Origin of the sequence: Citrobacter rodentium NBRC 105723 = DSM 16636, from assembly GCF_021278985.1 — a bacterium.
Taxonomy (GTDB): Bacteria; Pseudomonadota; Gammaproteobacteria; order Enterobacterales; family Enterobacteriaceae; genus Citrobacter_A; species Citrobacter_A rodentium.
Window position 1 is genome coordinate 4,192,942 of record NZ_CP082833.1, and the last position, 17,048, is coordinate 4,209,989.

The window sequence follows — 17,048 nt, forward strand, 5'->3', positions numbered from 1 at the left end:
GATGCGTTGGGGATATGTTATTGCCGGCCTTTTGTTAAGCGCCCAGCTTCATGCTGCGGAGAGCTGGCAGCAGATCAAAGAGGAGGCCAAAGGCCAGACGGTATGGTTTAACGCCTGGGGCGGCGACAGCGCAATCAACCGGTATCTGGACTGGGTCAGCGGCGAGATGAAAACCCATTATGCCATCGATCTTAAAATCGTCCATCTGGCGGATGCCGCCGATGCGGTCAGGCGCATCCAGACCGAAGCCGCCGCCGGACGCAAAAGCGGCGGTTCGGTGGATCTGCTGTGGGTGAACGGCGAAAACTTCCGCACGCTGAAACAGGCGGGACTGTTGCAAAGTCATTGGGCGGAAACGCTGCCAGACTGGCGCTACGTCGATACGCAAAAGCCGGTGCGCGAAGATTTTTCCATTCCCACCGACGGCGCAGAATCCCCCTGGGGCGGCGCGCAACTAACCTTTATCGCCGACCGTAAGGTCACGCCGCAGCCGCCGCAAAGTCCGCAGGCGCTGCTGGCGTTCGCCAAAGCCCATCCGGGCGCCGTCAGCTACCCGCGACCGCCGGATTTCACCGGTACGGCCTTCCTGGAACAGCTGCTGATTTCGCTGACCAGGCGCCCGGAAGCCCTTAACACGGCGCCGGATAACGCCTCGTTCACTGAGGTGACCGCCCCTTTGTGGCACTATCTCGACGCCCTGCATCCGTACCTGTGGCGGCAGGGAAAAGATTTCCCCCCCACCCCGGCGCGAATGGATACCCTGTTAAACAGCGGCACGCTGCGCCTGTCGATGACCTTTAATCCGGCCCACGCGCAGCAAAAAATCGCCAGCGGCGAACTGCCCGCAAGCAGCTACAGCTTCGGCTTTTCCACAGGCATGATTGGCAACGTCCACTTCGTGACCATCCCGGCTAACGCCCGCGCCAGCGCCGGAGCCAAAGTGGTGGCGAACTTCCTGCTTTCGCCGCAGGCGCAGCTGCGCAAGGCCGATCCGACCATCTGGGGCGACCCGTCGGTGCTGGATCCGCAAAAGCTGCCCGCCGCCCAGCGGGAGGCGTTAGCCGCTTATACCCCAGCGGGTCTGCCCGCCGTACTGCCTGAACCGCACGCGGCCTGGGTTAACGCACTGGAGCAGGAATGGCTGCGCCGTTACGGTACGCGCTGATCCTGCTGGCATGGCTGGGCATGGCAGTCGTCTACTCGCCGCTGCCGCCTGCCGCCTTTCTGCTGCTCCGGCCCGCTTTTTCGCTGGCGAACTGGCAGGCGCTGTTCGCCGATCCGCAGTTGCCGCAGGCCCTGCTGGCTACCCTCGTTTCGGTACTGATTGCCGCCGCCGGCGCGCTGTTTATCGCCCTGGCGATCGTCGTGGCGATCTGGCCCGGTGACAAATGGCGTCAGCTGAGCAGACGGCTGCCGTGGCTGCTGGCGATCCCCCACGTCGCGTTCGCCAGCGCGGCGCTGCTGCTGTTTGCCGATGGCGGCTTACTCTGGCGCGCACTGCCGTTTCTGACGCCGCCGATGGACGGCTACGCTATCGGAATGGGCGTCACGCTGGCGGTTAAAGAGAGCGCCTTTGTACTGTGGGTGCTGGCGGTCGTACTGAGCGAAAAACGGCTTACGCAGCACATGGTGGTTCTCGATTCCCTCGGCTACAGCCGTTGGCAGGCGCTCCGCTGGCTGATCCTGCCCGCCACCGCGCCCGCGCTGGGGGCGATAATGCTGGCGGTGATCGCCTGGACGCTGTCGACGGTGGATGTGGCGATGATTCTCGGCCCCGGCAACCCGCCGACGCTGGCGGTTCTAAGCTGGCAATGGTTAAGCCAGGGCGACAGCGCGCAGCAGATCAAAGGCACGCTGGCAAGCCTGCTGCTGGCGCTGCTGCCCATCGTTTTCGCGCTGCCCGCTTATCTTTTCTGGCGCAGCTGGCGGCGAACGTTTCTTGACGTCAGCGGCCTGCGTCAGCGTCACTCTCCGGCGCTGGCGGGCGGCATCCTCACACGCCTTCTGCCGCTGACGGGGCTTCTCTGCGCCGTCGTCCTGGCCGCTACCGCCACCCATTCCGCCCTCGATCGCGAGGCGCTGAACAACAGCCTGCTGTCGGGCATTATCGCCAGCGTACTGGCGCTGATAATCCTGCTGCTCTGGCTGGAGTGGGGGCCGCAGCGCGGTCACCGCTGGGTATGGCTGCCGATTTTTCTTCCGGCGCTACCGCTGGTTGCCGGACAATACGCCATTGCGCTGCGTCTCGGACAGGACGGCCTGTATACCACGCTGATCTGGGGACATCTGCTGTGGGTGACGCCGTGGATGCTGTTTGTGCTGAAGCCTGCCTGGCAAAGCATCGACCCGCGATTGGTGCTGGTCGCGCAAACGCTGGGCTGGTCGCCGCTGCGGATTTTCTGCTACCTGAAATGTCCGCTGATGCTGCGCCCGGCGCTGGCCGCGCTGGCGGTCGGCTTCTCGGTCAGCATTGCGCAATATATGCCGACGCTGTGGCTCGGCGCGGGGCGCTTTCCCACGCTGACGACAGAGGCCGTCGCGCTCAGCAGCGGCGGCAGTAGCGGGATCATGGCGGCGCAGGCGCTGTGGCAAATGCTGTTGCCGCTGCTGGTCTTTATGCTGGCAGGCGGAATTTCACACTGGGTCGGGCGCGCCCGACAAGGACTGCGCTGATGCTTACCGTTCGCCATCTTTCTCTCGCTCTGAAACATACCCGGCTTTGCGGGCCGTTAACTTTCGACGTGGCAAAAGGTGACATTGTCACCTTAATGGGGCCTTCCGGCTGCGGTAAGTCCTCGCTGATGGCCTGGATGGTGGGCGCGCTGTCGTCTCCGCTAACGGCCGAAGGCGAAATGTGGCTCGACGATCGGCGAATCGACCTGCTGCCCACCGCCGCGCGGCAGGTGGGCATTTTATTTCAGGATGCGCTGCTGTTTGATCACTTCAGCGTCGGGCAAAATCTGCTGCTGGCGCTGCCCGCGGGGGTGAAAGGCGCATCGCGGCGAGACGCGGTGCTTCATGCGCTGGAGCACGCGGGGATGGCGGGGTTTTTCTCCCGCGATCCGGCGTCGCTCTCCGGTGGTCAGCGCGCGCGGATTGCCCTGCTTCGCGCCCTGCTGGCGCAGCCGCGGGCGCTGCTGCTCGACGAACCCTTCAGCCGTCTTGACGCCGACCGGCGCGCCGATTTCCGCCAGTGGGTGTTTGCCGAAGTACGCCGCCGCAATATTCCGGTGGTGCAGGTCACTCATGATGAGCAGGATATACCGTCCGGCGGACGCGTGTTGTACCTGACGCCGCCATCGTGAATTGCATACACCCTGCGTTAACGCAAAGTTTTTCGCCGCAAGGAGGCCCAGAATGACGCCCTCTTATCTCAACGTCGGGCAATTAGATGAAACGTGTTTCTCAAATGACCGCGCTGGCAATGGCTCTTGGGCTGGCTTGCGCTTCTTCCTGGGCTGAGGATATGGCGCAGGCGCTCAATTTTACTCAGCTGCAACAACAGCACGGAACGGCGATCGACACCCGCCAAAGCGCCTTCTACAACGGCTGGCCGCAAAGCCTTAACGGCCCTTCCGGACACGAACCTTCCGCCCTTAACCTTTCCGCCAGCTGGCTTGATAAGATGAGCGACCAGCAGCTGGACAACTGGCTTAAACAGCATCAGATCAAGACCGACACGCCGGTCGCGCTGTACGGCAGCAATGGCGATATTCAGGCAGTGAAAACTCGTCTGCGACAGGCGGGGCTTCAGCAGATCGCCACGCTCAGCGATGCGTTGCAGACGCCTGCCCATCTGCAACGACTGGCGCATTTCGAACAGCTGGTCTATCCGCAATGGCTGCACGATCTGCAACAGGGGAAAGCGGTAACGGCGAAACCCGCCGGTGACTGGAAGGTGATCGAAGTCGCCTGGGGCGCGCCGAAGTTCTATCTGCTCAGCCATATTCCCGGTGCCAGTTACATTGACACCAATGAGGTGGAAAGCGAACCGCTGTGGAACAAAGTCTCTGATGCCGACCTGAAAGCAATGCTGGCGAAACACGGCATTCGCCACGACACCACGATGATCCTCTACGGGCGCGACGTCTATGCCGCTGCGCGCGTGGCGCAAATTATGCTTTACGCCGGGGTAAAAGACGTGCGCCTGCTCGACGGCGGCTGGCAAAGCTGGTCCGACGCAGGCTTACCAGTCGAGCGCGGAACGCCGACGCAAGTGAAGCCTGAAACGGATTTCGGCGCGACCATTCCGGCGCAGCCGCAATTGATGCTGAACACGGAACAGGCGCGCGGGCTGCTGCATCGTCAGGACGCCTCGCTGGTCAGCATTCGCTCATGGCCGGAATTTATCGGCGTCACCAGCGGCTACAGCTACATCAAGCCGAAAGGCGAGATCGCCGGGGCGCGCTGGGGTCATGCGGGCAGCGACTCGACCCACATGGAAGATTTCCATAACCCGGACGGCACCATGCGCAGCGCAGACGATATCGCCGCGATGTGGAAGCAGTGGAACATTCTGCCGGATCAGCAGGTCGCTTTTTACTGCGGCACCGGCTGGCGCGCCTCAGAAACCTTCATGTACGCCAGGGCGATGGGCTGGCAGAACGTCGCCGTGTATGACGGCGGCTGGTACGAGTGGAGCCGCGATCCGAAAAATCCGGTAGCGCGCGGCGAGCGCGGTCCGCAGAGCAGCCTGTAACCGTTCAAACGCCGGATAAGCGATCCGGCGAAACCTCACCCCTGACGCTGAAGCGCTTTCAGCGTCAGATAACCACTCCAGACCCGCGTTGCGGTCGTTAACCAGCACAGCGCGCCAAATATCCACGCCATCGGCGCAAAATAGTGCGGTAAAAGGCAGGCCAGAACGAAAAGGAAAATGGTTTCCGCCCCTTCCGTCAGCCCGCCCAGATAATAGAACGATTTATGCGCATAGCCGGGATTCGCGATATTGTGCTTCGCCGCCAGCGCGGCAAATGCCAGAAAACTGCTGCCGGTACCGATAAAAGCGAACAGCAGCCAGCCGCCCGCCAGCGCGTTTTGCTGCGGATCCGCCAGAATAAAACCGAACGGCACCAGCGCGTAAAACAGAAAATCGAGCGAGATATCGAGAAAGCCCCCCGCGTCGCTCAGCCCTCGCCGCCGCGCCAGCGCGCCGTCCAGTCCGTCAAGCACTCTGTTCAGCACAATGGCGACCAGCGCCGCCGGATACCATTCCAGCGCGAGGAACGGCAGCGCCAGCACGCCGATGGCAAAGCCGGTCAGCGTGATCCCGTCCGGGGAGAAGCCCGGCCTGTCGAGCAGACCGGCGCAGCGGTGTAACAGCGGCTTCAGCCGCGGATGCAGATGACGGTCAAGCACGCGGCGCTCCTTTCTGGCTGTCGCACAGCCCCTGGGATGGAATATCCAGCGCGGCGTTAAAGCGCACGGAGAGATTCTGAAACGCCAGCAGCGCGGTCATTTCGCTAATCTCGTCATCGCTGAAATGCTGTTTCATTTGCGCCTTCAGCGCCTCATCAACCTGCGGCGGGGTGGCGGTAACCGCATCGGCATAGGCCAGCGCCACGCGCTCCTGCGCGCTGAACAGCGCTGACGTTTGCCACTGCGCGACCGCCAGCACTTTGTCCATCGCGCCGCAGCGTTCCGCCAGGCGCAGGCTGTTCGCATCAATGCAGAACGCGCAGTGGCACGCCTGCGAAACGCGGGACATCAGCAGCGCGCGCATCTCTGGCGTCAGCCGCGCGCGCCTGCGCTCCAGAAAGCCGACAAACAGCGCCACCAGCCAGAACAGAAACGGCATCCGTCCCCACCAGCGCGTGGGGTGCAGCACCTCGCCATAGTGTTTTTTCTGGGCCATCGTCAGCGGCTTCAGGCCTGAAGGAAGGCGGGTTAATGGCTTAACCCACGGTTGCGGATCGTTCAAGGAGGACTCCCGGGACTTCTGGTCAGACAAAGATAACGATAGTATGTCACTTTCTGCTGTTAAACATTGACGAATATGATGAAAACTCTCGACGTGGTCGCCGCCATTATTGAGCGCGATGGAAAAATTTTGCTCGCCCAGCGCCCGGCTCATGCGGATCAGGCGGGCTTGTGGGAATTTGCCGGCGGGAAAGTCGAACCCGGCGAAACGCAGCCGCAGGCGCTCGCTCGCGAACTCAGGGAAGAGCTGGGGATTGAGGCCACGATCGGGGCATATATCGCCAGCCATCAGCACGAAGTTTCAGGACGATTGATACATCTGCACGCCTGGCACGTTCCGGCGTTTCGCGGCGAGTTAACCGCCCATGAGCATCAGCAGCTCGCGTGGTGCGCCCCCGTCGCCGCGCTGGACTATCCGCTTGCGCCTGCCGATATTCCTCTGCTTAACGCCTTTATACTTTCACGCGCCGCCAGACCAGCGGATTCGTGCTGAGCGTCCTTTCATCTCGCTGGCACTGCAACAGCACGCCTTCGGCCTTAATGACTGCCCCTTCGGAATAGGCGCGATCCTGATAAATACAGCACTGAGCACAGGGCTGTGCGCGCTGGCCGCCGCTGCTAAAGACCTCCGGCGGCACGTTCACCTCCACTTCCGGGCGAATCAGGGGGTTAGCGAGCGTGGAAAATGAGAGCGCCATCAGCGCGGTTGCCATAACGAAATATCGCACTGGAACTCCTTAACATTACGGATCTGTTCTGACTATAACGGTCATTTCTTCGGAAAACTTTACTCTCTGCCGTCATCGTTTTTTATTATGACCGAGAGCGGGTTATTAATTTGCCTGGCCTCACGATTTTTTCCTTGCTTCCCGTCACATTGCTGGTGGTATAGTCAAAAACGGCAAATACGTTAACAAAAAACAACGACAACCACATTATTGACATATAAGAGGTACTTATATCTATGGATCAGACACGCTCTCTGGAATCGTTCTTCAACCATGTACAAAAGCGCGACCCGGATCAGACCGAGTTCGCGCAGGCCGTTCGTGAAGTGATGACCACCCTGTGGCCGTTCCTTGAACAAAACCCACGTTATCGAGAAATGTCATTACTGGAACGTTTGGTTGAGCCAGAGCGTGTGATCCAGTTTCGCGTCGTGTGGCTCGACGACCGCAATCAGGTTCAGGTTAACCGCGCCTGGCGCGTGCAGTTTAACTCGGCGATTGGCCCGTACAAAGGCGGGATGCGCTTCCACCCCTCGGTTAACCTCTCCATCCTGAAATTCCTCGGCTTTGAGCAAACCTTTAAAAACGCCCTCACCACCCTGCCGATGGGCGGCGGGAAAGGCGGCAGCGATTTCGATCCGAAAGGCAAAAGCGAAGGCGAAGTGATGCGCTTTTGCCAGGCGCTGATGACCGAGCTCTACCGCCACCTGGGGCCGGATACTGACGTTCCGGCCGGGGATATCGGCGTCGGCGGCCGCGAAGTGGGCTTTATGGCCGGGATGATGCGTAAGCTATCCAATAACAGCGCCTGCGTCTTTACCGGCAAAGGGCTTTCTTTCGGCGGCAGCCTGATCCGTCCGGAAGCCACCGGCTATGGGCTGGTGTACTTCACCGAAGCGATGCTCAAACGTCACGGCCTCGGTTTCGAAGGGATGCGCGTGGCGGTTTCCGGCTCCGGCAACGTGGCGCAATACGCTATTGAAAAAGCAATGGAATTTGGCGCACGCGTGGTGACGGCATCGGATTCCAGCGGTACGGTGGTGGATGAAAGCGGCTTCAGCAAAGAGAAGCTGGCGCGCCTGTGCGAAATCAAAGCAAATCGTGACAGCCGCCTGTCCGTTTATGCCAAAGAGTTTGGCCTGACCTGGCTGGAAGGCAAACAGCCGTGGTCGGTGCCGGTGGATATCGCCCTGCCGTGTGCGACGCAGAACGAACTGGATGTTGACGCCGCGCGTATGCTGATCGCCAACGGCGTGAAGGCGGTCGCCGAAGGCGCCAACATGCCGACCACCATCGAAGCTACCGACCTGTTCCTCGACGCTGGTGTCCTGTTCGCGCCGGGTAAAGCGGCAAACGCAGGCGGCGTTGCCACTTCCGGTCTGGAGATGGCGCAGAACGCCGCGCGTCTGAGCTGGAAAGCGGAAAAAGTGGACGCCCGTCTGCACCACATTATGCTGGATATCCACCACGCCTGCGTGGAGTATGGCGGCGAAGACAAGCAGACCAACTACGTGCGCGGCGCCAATATCGCGGGCTTTGTAAAAGTCGCCGACGCGATGTTCGGCCAGGGCGTGATTTAATTTTCCGTAGGCCGGATAAGGCGAAGCCGCCATCCGGCATTGATTGCCTGATGGCGCTCTGCTTATCAGGCCTTGTATTATCCCTTCAGTGCAGGGAGAACCGGCCAGTTCTCTCTGCCATGCGGTCCGCATGCCGTATCAGGCCTCAGGCTAATAACCTGTGACGTAGATTTATGCAGCGGACCGCCGTTCTCCACAAGTGACAAACCGGACAGTATCATGGACCGGTTTTCCCGGTAATCCGCATTCACAAGGCTGGTCTCACTATGGAACAGGAACTTCATTTTATCGGTATCGATGTCTCTAAAGCTAAGCTGGATGTCGATGTGTTGCGGCCTGATGGCCGTCACCGCAGCAAAAAATTTGCCAACACCCCGAAGGGCCACGACGAACTTCTCCGCTGGCTCAGCGGTCATCGCGTGGCACCGGCACATATCTGCATGGAAGCCACCAGTACGTATATGGAAGACGTTGCCGCTCATCTCAGTGATGCCGGTTACACCGTCTCCGTCATCAACCCCGCCCTGGGTAAAGCCTTTGCACAGAGTGAAGGTCTGCGCAGCAAAACCGATGCAGTGGATGCCCGTATGCTGGCAGAGTTCTGTCGTCAGAAGCGCCCTCCGGCGTGGGAAGCCCCGCATCCGGTTGAACGGGCCCTGCGGGCTCTGGTGCTGCGCCATCAGTCGCTGACGGACATGCACACGCAGGAGCTGAACCGCCTGGAGACAGCGCGTGAGGTGCAGCGTCCGAGTATAGACGCCCATCTGCTGTGGCTTCATGCCGAACTTAAGCGCATCGAAAAGCAGATAAAGGACCTGACGGATGATGACCCGGATATGAAGCACCGCAGGAAGCTGCTGGAAAGTATCCCGGGCATCGGGGAGAAAACGTCCGCGGTATTACTGGCTTATACCGGTCTGAAGGAGCGCTTCACCCATGCCAGGCAGTTCGCCGCTTTTGCGGGTCTGACGCCGCGGCGGTATGAATCAGGCAGCAGTGTGAACAGGGCCAGCCGGATGAGTAAAGCCGGACATGCGTCGCTTCGCAGGGCGCTGTATATGCCTGCGATGGTGGCGGTAAGTAAAACGGAATGGGGAAGAGCGTTCCGTGACCGTCTGGCAGGGAACGGTAAAAAAGGGAAAGTGATAATCGGTGCGATGATGCGCAAGCTGGCGCAGGTGGCGTACGGTGTTCTGAAGTCAGGCGTGCCGTTCGATGCGTCCCGGCATAATCCGGTAGCAGCGTAAAATATGGTGGAAGGGATGAAAAAACAGCGCCTGACGGCGCTGTGACTGGTATGCCTGCAATCCGGTAAGGCGGAAAATAAAAAAGCTTGCAGGCGATAACAGTATCTACAAAGCAGACCCACCAATACGAACAACGAACTACAGGCCCGCCTCTGCCGATGGCGGGCTTTTTTTCGCCGCCCGCTTACGCGGCGCGCTCTTTTTCTTCTCGCTGCTTCCGCCGCCGGGGGCGACAATGCCGCGAAAGCGGCGAACCGGCGTCGACTTCGCCTGATCGATCAGCTGATACAGCGTTCCTACCAGCGGCTGCATAAAATCCTGATAGCGGCACTGCTTTTCGCTGATTTGCGTCAGCACCGACTCCCAGTGCGCGGTCATATCGGGACGGGTCGCCATCTCCGGCAGCGAGTGGAACAGCGCTTTGCCAGCGTCGGTCGAGTGAATATAGCGCCCTTTTTTGGTTAAAAAACCGCGCTTAAACAACAGCTCGATAATCCCGGCGCGGGTCGCTTCCGTTCCCAGCCCGTCGGTGGCGCGCAGGATCTTCTTCAGATCTTTATCCTGCACAAAGCGGGCGATCCCCGTCATCGCCGACAGCAGCGTGGCGTCGGTAAAGTGCCGCGGTGGCTGGGTCTGACGCTCAACGACCTCGCCCTTTTCACACAGCAGCTCATCACCTTTCGCCACCACCGGCAGCGGCGTTCCGTCGTTCTCCTCGTCGCGCTCTTTACTGCCCAGCAGCGTGCGCCACCCGGCTTCCGCCAGGAAGCGCGCTTTGGCGATAAATTTGCCTTTGGCGATCTCCAGCTCTATCACACATTTGCGGAACACCGCATCCGGACAGAACTGCATCAGATACTGACGCGCAATCAGGTTATAAACCTTCGCTTCATTTTCGCTGAGGTTGATTGTCGAACTGCGCGCAGTAGGAATGATGGCGTGGTGCGCATCGACCTTTTTATCATCCCAGCAGCGGTTGCGGGTATCCGGGTTAACCACCGGCTGCGGCAGAAGATCCGGCGCGTGAACGCCGATAGCGTTCATCACCGCATGACGACCGGCAAAGTGCTCTTCCGGCAGGTAGCGGCAGTCAGAACGCGGGTAGGTGATCAGTTTATGGGTTTCATACAGCCTCTGGCAGATGTCGAGAACGTTTTGCGCGCTCAGGCCGAAACGCTTTGCCGCCTCAATCTGCAGGGCGGAAAGCGAAAACGGCAGCGGCGCGGATTCTGATTCCCGTTTATCGTTATAGCTGGTGACGAAGGCCGGTTGACCGTTGATCCGGTTCACCACATGCTCGGCCAGCGGACGGTGCAGCAGTCGCCCCTCCTCGTCCTGATACGGCTCACAGGCTTCGCTCGGCTGCCATATAGCGATAAAACGCTCGTCAGCGGGAGTGACGATATGCGCTCTCACCTCAAAGAAATCTTTTGGAATAAAGTTCTCAATTTCTTCGTCGCGACGCACCACCAGCCCCAGCACCGGCGTCTGGACGCGCCCGACCGAGAGCACGCCCTGATAACCAGCATTGCGTCCGAGAATGGTATAAGCGCGGGTCATATTGATGCCGTACAGCCAGTCGGCGCGGGCGCGCGCCAGCGCCGAAACGCACAGCGGCACAAACTCGCTGTTGGAACGCAGACGCTCAATGGCCCGCTCTACCGCCTGCGGGTTCAGGTCGTTGATCAGGCAGCGCTGCACCTGCTGACGCTTTTCCGCCGCCAGCTGCAGGTAATCCAGCACTTCATCGACCAGCAGCTGCCCTTCACGATCCGGGTCGCCGGCGTGAACGACTTCACTGGCTTCATGCAGGAACCGCTTGATCACATTAAGCTGTTTGGTCACCGACGGACGCGGCTGCAACTGCCACTTTTCCGGCACAATCGGCAGGTCGGAAAGATTCCAGCGCGCATAGCGGCTGTCATAGACGTCAGGCTGCGCCTGCTCCAGCAGGTGGCCGATACACCAGGTGACCACCTGCCCGTTTCCGCACTCGATGAAGCCATCGCCTTTACGGTGCGGCTTCGGCAGCACATCGGCAATCGCGCGGGCCAGACTCGGCTTTTCGGCAATAAACAACCGCATCGAATTAACGGATCTCGACCATGACGCGCCCGCCGCGGGCCTCGACCAGCTCGCCTATCGCCGTCAGGTCGATAGCGAACTTTGCAGCGGCGGCCTGCACTTCCGCTACCGCTTCCGGCGTCACCGCCAGCAGCAGGCCGCCGGAAGTTTGCGGGTCGCACAGCAGGTCGCGCACTTCACGCGGCATTTCGCCCATCAAATGACCATAGCTGGCAAAGTTTCGTTCGGTGCCGCCCGGCACTGCGCCAAGGCGAATGTACTCCTCAACGCCCGGCAGTTTCGGCACCGCCTGGTAGTCGATCTGCGCCTGAACGCCTGCGCCCTGGCACATTTCGCTCAGGTGGCCAAGCAGGCCAAAGCCGGTGACGTCGGTCATCGCTTTAACCCCGTCGATCTCAGCAAACGCGGCGCCGGCGATATTCATCCGGCACATCACCTCCGTCGCCAGCCCCTGATGCTCAGGCTTAAGCAGCGACTTTTTCCCGGCGGTAGTCAGAACGCCAATGCCAAGCGGCTTGGTAAGGAAAAGTTTGCAGCCCGCCTGCGCGGTGCTGTTTTTCTTTACCCGTTCGGTAGGCACGACGCCCGTCACCGCCAGACCAAAGATCGGTTCCGGCGCGTCAATCGAGTGGCCGCCCGCCAGCGCAATCCCCGCCTGACGACAGGCAAACCGCCCACCTTCGGTCACCTCGCGGGCGATTTCCGGCGATAGTTTACTGACAGGCCAGCCGAGAATGGCAATCGCCATAATCGGTTTGCCGCCCATGGCGAAAATATCGCTGATGGCGTTGGTCGCCGCAATACGGCCAAAATCAAATGGATTATCGACGATCGGCATAAAGAAGTCGGTGGTACTGATAACGCTGGTGCCGTTGCCCAGGTCATACACCGCCGCGTCGTCGCGGGTCTCATTGCCCACAAGCAGGTTCGGGTCGACAAACTTCGCCTGCTCGCTGTGCAGAATGGTTTCCAGCACTTTCGGGGAAATTTTACAACCACAACCCGCTCCGTGGCTGTACTGCGTTAAACGAATAGCATGCTCGCTCATGGACATCTCCTGTCATTGCAATCGGGCTATGGTAGCGCTCATTCCCTGATGTGGTAAGTATGCGCGTCTGAATTCCGGCCTCTTTGCTCAGAATCCAGACAGTTTTGCGGATTATTCTAGAATAAAGTGACGAATGGCGCCGTGTCCGGCACGTTAATGGTGGTGGAGGCTTTCAGCTGCGGCGTGCCAAGGTAGAGAAAACCGACGATTTTATCCTGCGCACGACAGCCAAACGCCTCGCGCACCACCGGGCTTTCGGTTAACGCCCCGCTGCGCCAGATGCCGCCAAAGCCCTGCGCTACCGCCGCCATTTGCATCGCCATCACCGCGCAGCCGGCGGACATCTCCTGTTCCCAGAGCGGGACTTTATGATTTTCCTGACACTTCGCCACTACCGCGATAATCAGCGGCGCGCGAAACGGCGCGCTGCGCGCTTTTTCTATGGCTTTTTCATCGCCATCGGCGGCCAGCGCCCCTTTTTCCAGCACGGCGCTGAAACGCTCGCGTCTTTCGCCCTCGATCACAAAAAAATGCCAGGGCTGAAGGGACTTATGGTCGGGCGCCCGCATTCCCGCCCGCAGGATATTCTGTAATTGCTCACCGGCAGGAGCAGGCTCTGCCAGACGCGAGGCGCTACGGCGGTTAACAAGTAATTCAAGTGCATCCATTTGGTTAACTCCTGTCAGGGTAAATATTCACAAAATTAACATGTGGGCAGAATTAGTTACAGTGACAACGGTGATTCCTGCTGACAACTGCCTGCCGGGTCATTAGGATAGCCTCATCTCACACATCCTGAGCGGATGCCGTATTGGTAATGATAGGGAGAATACATGCGAACCCTGTGGCGATTTATTGCCGGTTTTTTTAAATGGACGTGGCGATTACTGAATTTTGTCCGTGAAATGGTGCTTAATTTGCTCTTTATTTTCCTGATCCTGGTCGGCGTCGGGATCTGGATGCAGGTCAACAACGGTGCCAGCAGCGAAAAGGTCGCGCGCGGCGCCCTGCTGCTGGATATCTCCGGCGTGATCGTCGATAAGCCGTCCAGCACCAATCGCCTGGGCGTGATTGGCCGTCAGCTGTTCGGCGCCAGTTCTGACCGCCTGCAGGAGAACTCCCTGTTTGACATCGTCAACACCATCCGCCAGGCGAAAGACGATAGCAACATCACCGGTATCGTGATGGATCTGAAGGATTTCGCTGGCGCCGATCAGCCGTCGATGCAATACATCGGTAAAGCGCTGCGCGAATTCCGCGACAGCGGTAAGCCGGTCTATGCCATTGGCGATAACTTCAGCCAGGGCCAGTATTACCTGGCAAGCTTCGCCAATAAGATCTGGCTGACTCCGCAAGGGTCCGTTGACCTGCATGGCTTCGCCACCAACGGTCTGTATTACAAATCCCTGCTGGATAAGCTGAAGGTATCGACCCACGTCTTCCGCGTCGGCACCTATAAATCCGCCGTTGAGCCATTTATCCGCGACGATATGTCCCCTGCCGCGCGCGAAGCGGACAGCCGCTGGATTGGCGAACTGTGGCAGAACTACCTTAACACCATTGCGGCGAACCGCCAGATCACCGCGCAGCAGGTGTTCCCTGGCGCCCAGGGCGTGCTGGACGGCCTGACAAAAGTCGGCGGCGATACCGCGAAATATGCGCTTGACCATAAGCTGGTTGACGCCCTGCTTTCCAGTAGCGAAATGGAAAAAGCGCTGAGCAAAGCGTTTGGCTGGAGCAAGTCTGATAACAACTATCGGGCGATAAGCTATTACGACTACTCGCTGAATACGCCTGCGGATACCGGCAGCTCTGTCGCCGTGGTGTTTGCTAACGGCGCGATTATGGATGGCGAGGAGACGCCGGGGAACGTTGGCGGCGATACCACCGCCGCGCAAATTCGCGATGCCCGTCTGGACCCGAAAGTGAAGGCTATAGTCCTGCGCGTAAACAGCCCCGGCGGCAGCGTGACGGCGTCGGAAGTGATCCGCTCTGAGCTGGCCGCCGCGAAAGCGGCCGGTAAGCCGGTAGTCGTGTCAATGGGCGGTATGGCGGCATCCGGCGGCTACTGGATCTCCACGCCTGCCAGCTACATTGTCGCTAACCCGAGCACGCTGACCGGCTCGATCGGTATTTTCGGGGTGATCAATACCGTTGAGAACAGCCTGGACTCCATTGGCGTACATACCGATGGCGTGGCGACGTCGCCGCTGGCGGATATTTCCATGACCAAAGCCCTGCCGCCGGAAGTTCAGCAAATCATGCAGCTGAGCATCGAGAATGGCTATAAGCGCTTTATCACCCTGGTCGCCGAGTCGCGTAAATCCACGCCTGAGCAGGTAGATAAAATCGCTCAGGGCCACGTCTGGACCGGTCAGGACGCAAAAGCGAACGGCCTCGTCGACAGTCTGGGCGATTTCGATGACGCGGTGGCGAAAGCCGCTGAGCTGGCGAAACTCAAACAGTGGCATATCGACTATTATCAGAGCGAGCCGTCCTTCTTCGATATGGTAATGGACAGTATGTCCGGCTCGGTGCGCGCGATGCTGCCGCAGGCGATTCAGGCGATGCTGCCCGCGCCGTTGGCCACCGCCGCCAGCGCGGTTAAAGCCGAAGGCGACAAGCTGGCGGCGTTTAACGATCCGCAAAACCGTTATGCCTTTTGTCTGACCTGCGCTAACATGCGCTAAATTATGTCGCCGGATGGCAAAGCCAACCGCCATCCGGCCACAATGTCCGCCTCTTCCCTGAAAAATGAACATCATCATGCAGAAGAAATCTATTTACGTTGCCTATACCGGCGGCACCATTGGGATGCAGCGTTCGGAACAGGGTTACATTCCGGTTTCCGGTCACCTTCAGCGCCAGCTGGCGCTGATGCCCGAATTCCATCGTCCGGAAATGCCCGACTTCACTATTCATGAATACGCTCCGCTGATGGACTCGTCCGATATGACGCCGGCGGACTGGCAGCATATTGCCGACGACATTCAGGCGCATTACGACGAGTATGATGGCTTCGTTATCCTGCACGGAACGGACACCATGGCGTTCACCGCCTCGGCGCTGTCGTTTATGCTGGAGAATCTTGGCAAACCGGTAATAGTGACAGGGTCACAAATCCCGCTGGCCGAGCTGCGTTCAGACGGGCAGATCAATCTGCTTAACGCGCTGTACGTGGCGGCCAATTATCCGATTAATGAAGTCACCCTGTTTTTCAACAATCGGCTGTTTCGCGGTAACCGCACGACGAAAGCCCACGCGGACGGCTTTGACGCCTTCGCCTCTCCCAACCTTCAGCCGCTGCTGGAAGCCGGCATCCATATCCGGCGACTCGGCACCCCGCCCGCTCCACATGGCGACGGGCCGTTAGTCGTCCACCCTATCACTCCGCAGCCGATTGGCGTGGTGACCATTTATCCGGGCATTTCCGCCGACGTGGTGCGGAACTTTCTGCGCCAGCCGGTGAAGGCGCTGATTCTGCGCTCTTATGGCGTGGGCAACGCGCCGCAGAATAAAGCGTTTCTGCGCGAGCTGAGCGAGGCCAGCGACCGCGGGATCGTGGTGGTCAACCTGACGCAGTGCATGTCGGGCAAAGTGAATATGGGCGGTTACGCCACCGGTAACGCGCTGGCCCATGCCGGGGTGATTGGCGGCGCGGATATGACCGTGGAGGCGACGCTGACCAAACTGCATTTTCTGTTAAGCCAGGGTCTGGACACAGCGGCAATCCGCAAGGCCATGAGGCAAAACCTGCGTGGCGAACTGACGCCGGACGACTAAGGAGATCTCTATGACGCATCGCGCTCTGTTACTGGTCGATTTACAAAACGACTTCTGCGCCGGCGGCGCGCTGGCGGTCCCCGAAGGCGACAGCACGGTGGACATTGCTAACCGGCTGATAAGCTGGTGTCAGGCGCGCGGCGTGCTGGTTATCGCCAGTCAGGACTGGCATCCGGCCAACCACGGCAGTTTCGCCAGCCAGCATCAGGTTGAACCTTATACCCGGGGGCAGCTTGACGGTCTGGCGCAAACCTTCTGGCCCGATCACTGCGTGCAGCATACCGAAGGCGCGGCGCTGCATCCGCTGTTAAATCAGCAAGCCATCGGGGAGGTATTTTACAAAGGCGAAAATCCGCAGGTTGACAGCTACAGCGCGTTTTTTGATAACGGACGTCGTCAACAGACCGGTCTGGACGCCTGGCTGAAAGCACATGACGTTAGCGAGCTGATCGTTATGGGGCTGGCGACCGACTACTGCGTAAAATTCACCGTGCTGGACGCCTTGCAGTTAGGCTATAGCGTAAACGTCATCACCGACGGCTGTCGCGGCGTGAACCTGCAGCCACAGGACAGCAGCCAGGCGTTTATGGAGATGGCCGCAGCAGGCGCAACGCTGTATACCCTGGCCGACTGGGAAGAGACGCAGGGTTAAAAGCCG

Annotated in this window: 16 protein-coding genes; 10 read left to right on the forward strand and 6 right to left on the reverse strand. The window is 59.6% G+C overall.

Translation table 11 applies throughout. The features are described from left to right. The first annotated feature begins 1 nt into the window (after position 1). The 4 genes from K7R23_RS19950 to K7R23_RS19965 all read left to right on the forward strand — a co-directional run bounded on the left by K7R23_RS19950 (position 2) and on the right by K7R23_RS19965 (position 4,699). The gene (locus K7R23_RS19950; protein WP_012905576.1) at positions 2–1,165 is read left to right on the forward strand and encodes an ABC transporter substrate-binding protein; all 1,164 of its coding nucleotides are present in this window, start codon (positions 2–4) and stop codon (positions 1,163–1,165) included. Then, the gene (locus K7R23_RS19955; protein ID WP_042623273.1) at positions 1,138–2,673 is read left to right on the forward strand and encodes an ABC transporter permease family protein; all 1,536 of its coding nucleotides are present in this window, start codon (positions 1,138–1,140) and stop codon (positions 2,671–2,673) included. The genes K7R23_RS19950 and K7R23_RS19955 overlap by 28 nt, the downstream gene beginning before the upstream one ends. Next, positions 2,673–3,305, forward strand: a complete 633-nt coding sequence (locus tag K7R23_RS19960; protein ID WP_012905574.1) for an ATP-binding cassette domain-containing protein — start codon at positions 2,673–2,675, stop codon at positions 3,303–3,305. The genes K7R23_RS19955 and K7R23_RS19960 overlap by 1 nt, the downstream gene beginning before the upstream one ends. 86 nt (positions 3,306–3,391) lie before the next feature. Then, positions 3,392–4,699, forward strand: a complete 1,308-nt coding sequence (locus K7R23_RS19965) for a sulfurtransferase (RefSeq protein WP_012905573.1) — start codon at positions 3,392–3,394, stop codon at positions 4,697–4,699. Between the two features lie 35 nt (positions 4,700–4,734). Here the strand turns inward: K7R23_RS19965 and K7R23_RS19970 are convergent, their stop codons facing one another. Further along, positions 4,735–5,358 carry a CDP-alcohol phosphatidyltransferase family protein gene (locus tag K7R23_RS19970; RefSeq protein ID WP_012905572.1) on the reverse strand — a complete coding sequence of 208 codons (624 nt, stop codon included), beginning with the start codon at positions 5,356–5,358 and terminating at the stop codon, positions 4,735–4,737. Further along, complete coding sequence (locus K7R23_RS19975) at positions 5,351–5,920, reverse strand: carboxymuconolactone decarboxylase family protein (protein WP_024132631.1); 570 nt, start codon at positions 5,918–5,920, stop codon at positions 5,351–5,353. The genes K7R23_RS19970 and K7R23_RS19975 overlap by 8 nt, the downstream gene beginning before the upstream one ends. Positions 5,921–5,995: 75 nt before the next feature. On the opposite strand from K7R23_RS19975, the gene K7R23_RS19980 reads away from it, so the two are divergent. Then, positions 5,996–6,412, forward strand: coding sequence for a pyrimidine (deoxy)nucleoside triphosphate diphosphatase (locus K7R23_RS19980; RefSeq protein ID WP_024132630.1), 417 nt, complete (start codon positions 5,996–5,998; stop codon positions 6,410–6,412). Here K7R23_RS19980 and K7R23_RS19985 read toward each other — a convergent pair. Then, positions 6,372–6,632, reverse strand: coding sequence for a YnjH family protein (locus K7R23_RS19985; RefSeq protein WP_024132629.1), 261 nt, complete (start codon positions 6,630–6,632; stop codon positions 6,372–6,374). The two genes, K7R23_RS19980 and K7R23_RS19985, sit on opposite strands and share 41 nt — an antisense overlap. Before the next feature lie 251 nt (positions 6,633–6,883). Here K7R23_RS19985 and gdhA point away from each other — a divergent pair, with 251 nt between their 5' ends. Continuing rightward, on the forward strand, positions 6,884–8,227 hold the full coding sequence (gene gdhA, locus K7R23_RS19990) for an NADP-specific glutamate dehydrogenase (protein WP_012905568.1): 1,344 nt from the start codon (positions 6,884–6,886) through the stop codon (positions 8,225–8,227). A gap of 266 nt (positions 8,228–8,493) precedes the next feature. Further along, positions 8,494–9,474 (forward strand): IS110-like element ISCro4 family transposase, encoded by a 981-nt coding sequence (locus K7R23_RS19995; protein ID WP_012904434.1) that lies wholly within the window; start codon positions 8,494–8,496, stop codon positions 9,472–9,474. A gap of 138 nt (positions 9,475–9,612) precedes the next feature. Here K7R23_RS19995 and topB read toward each other — a convergent pair whose 3' ends face one another. The 3 genes from topB to K7R23_RS20010 form a co-directional block, all read right to left on the reverse strand. Then, the gene (gene topB, locus K7R23_RS20000) at positions 9,613–11,559 is read right to left on the reverse strand and encodes a DNA topoisomerase III (protein ID WP_012905567.1); all 1,947 of its coding nucleotides are present in this window, start codon (positions 11,557–11,559) and stop codon (positions 9,613–9,615) included. A gap of 4 nt (positions 11,560–11,563) precedes the next feature. Beyond that, positions 11,564–12,607, reverse strand: coding sequence for a selenide, water dikinase SelD (gene selD, locus K7R23_RS20005; RefSeq protein ID WP_012905566.1), 1,044 nt, complete (start codon positions 12,605–12,607; stop codon positions 11,564–11,566). A gap of 116 nt (positions 12,608–12,723) precedes the next feature. Beyond that, positions 12,724–13,275, reverse strand: coding sequence for an NAD(P)H nitroreductase (locus K7R23_RS20010; RefSeq protein ID WP_012905565.1), 552 nt, complete (start codon positions 13,273–13,275; stop codon positions 12,724–12,726). A gap of 165 nt (positions 13,276–13,440) precedes the next feature. Between K7R23_RS20010 and sppA the strand changes: the two genes are divergently transcribed. The 3 genes from sppA (at position 13,441) to pncA (ending at position 17,042) form a co-directional block, all read left to right on the forward strand. Next, positions 13,441–15,297: a signal peptide peptidase SppA gene (gene sppA, locus K7R23_RS20015; protein ID WP_012905564.1), complete on the forward strand. Its 1,857-nt coding sequence runs from the start codon at positions 13,441–13,443 to the stop codon at positions 15,295–15,297. Between the two features lie 76 nt (positions 15,298–15,373). Continuing rightward, positions 15,374–16,390 carry an asparaginase gene (gene ansA, locus K7R23_RS20020; RefSeq protein ID WP_012905563.1) on the forward strand — a complete coding sequence of 339 codons (1,017 nt, stop codon included), beginning with the start codon at positions 15,374–15,376 and terminating at the stop codon, positions 16,388–16,390. Positions 16,391–16,400: 10 nt separating this feature from the next. Continuing rightward, the gene (gene pncA / locus K7R23_RS20025; RefSeq protein WP_012905562.1) at positions 16,401–17,042 is read left to right on the forward strand and encodes a bifunctional nicotinamidase/pyrazinamidase; all 642 of its coding nucleotides are present in this window, start codon (positions 16,401–16,403) and stop codon (positions 17,040–17,042) included. Positions 17,043–17,048: the final 6 nt, after the last annotated feature.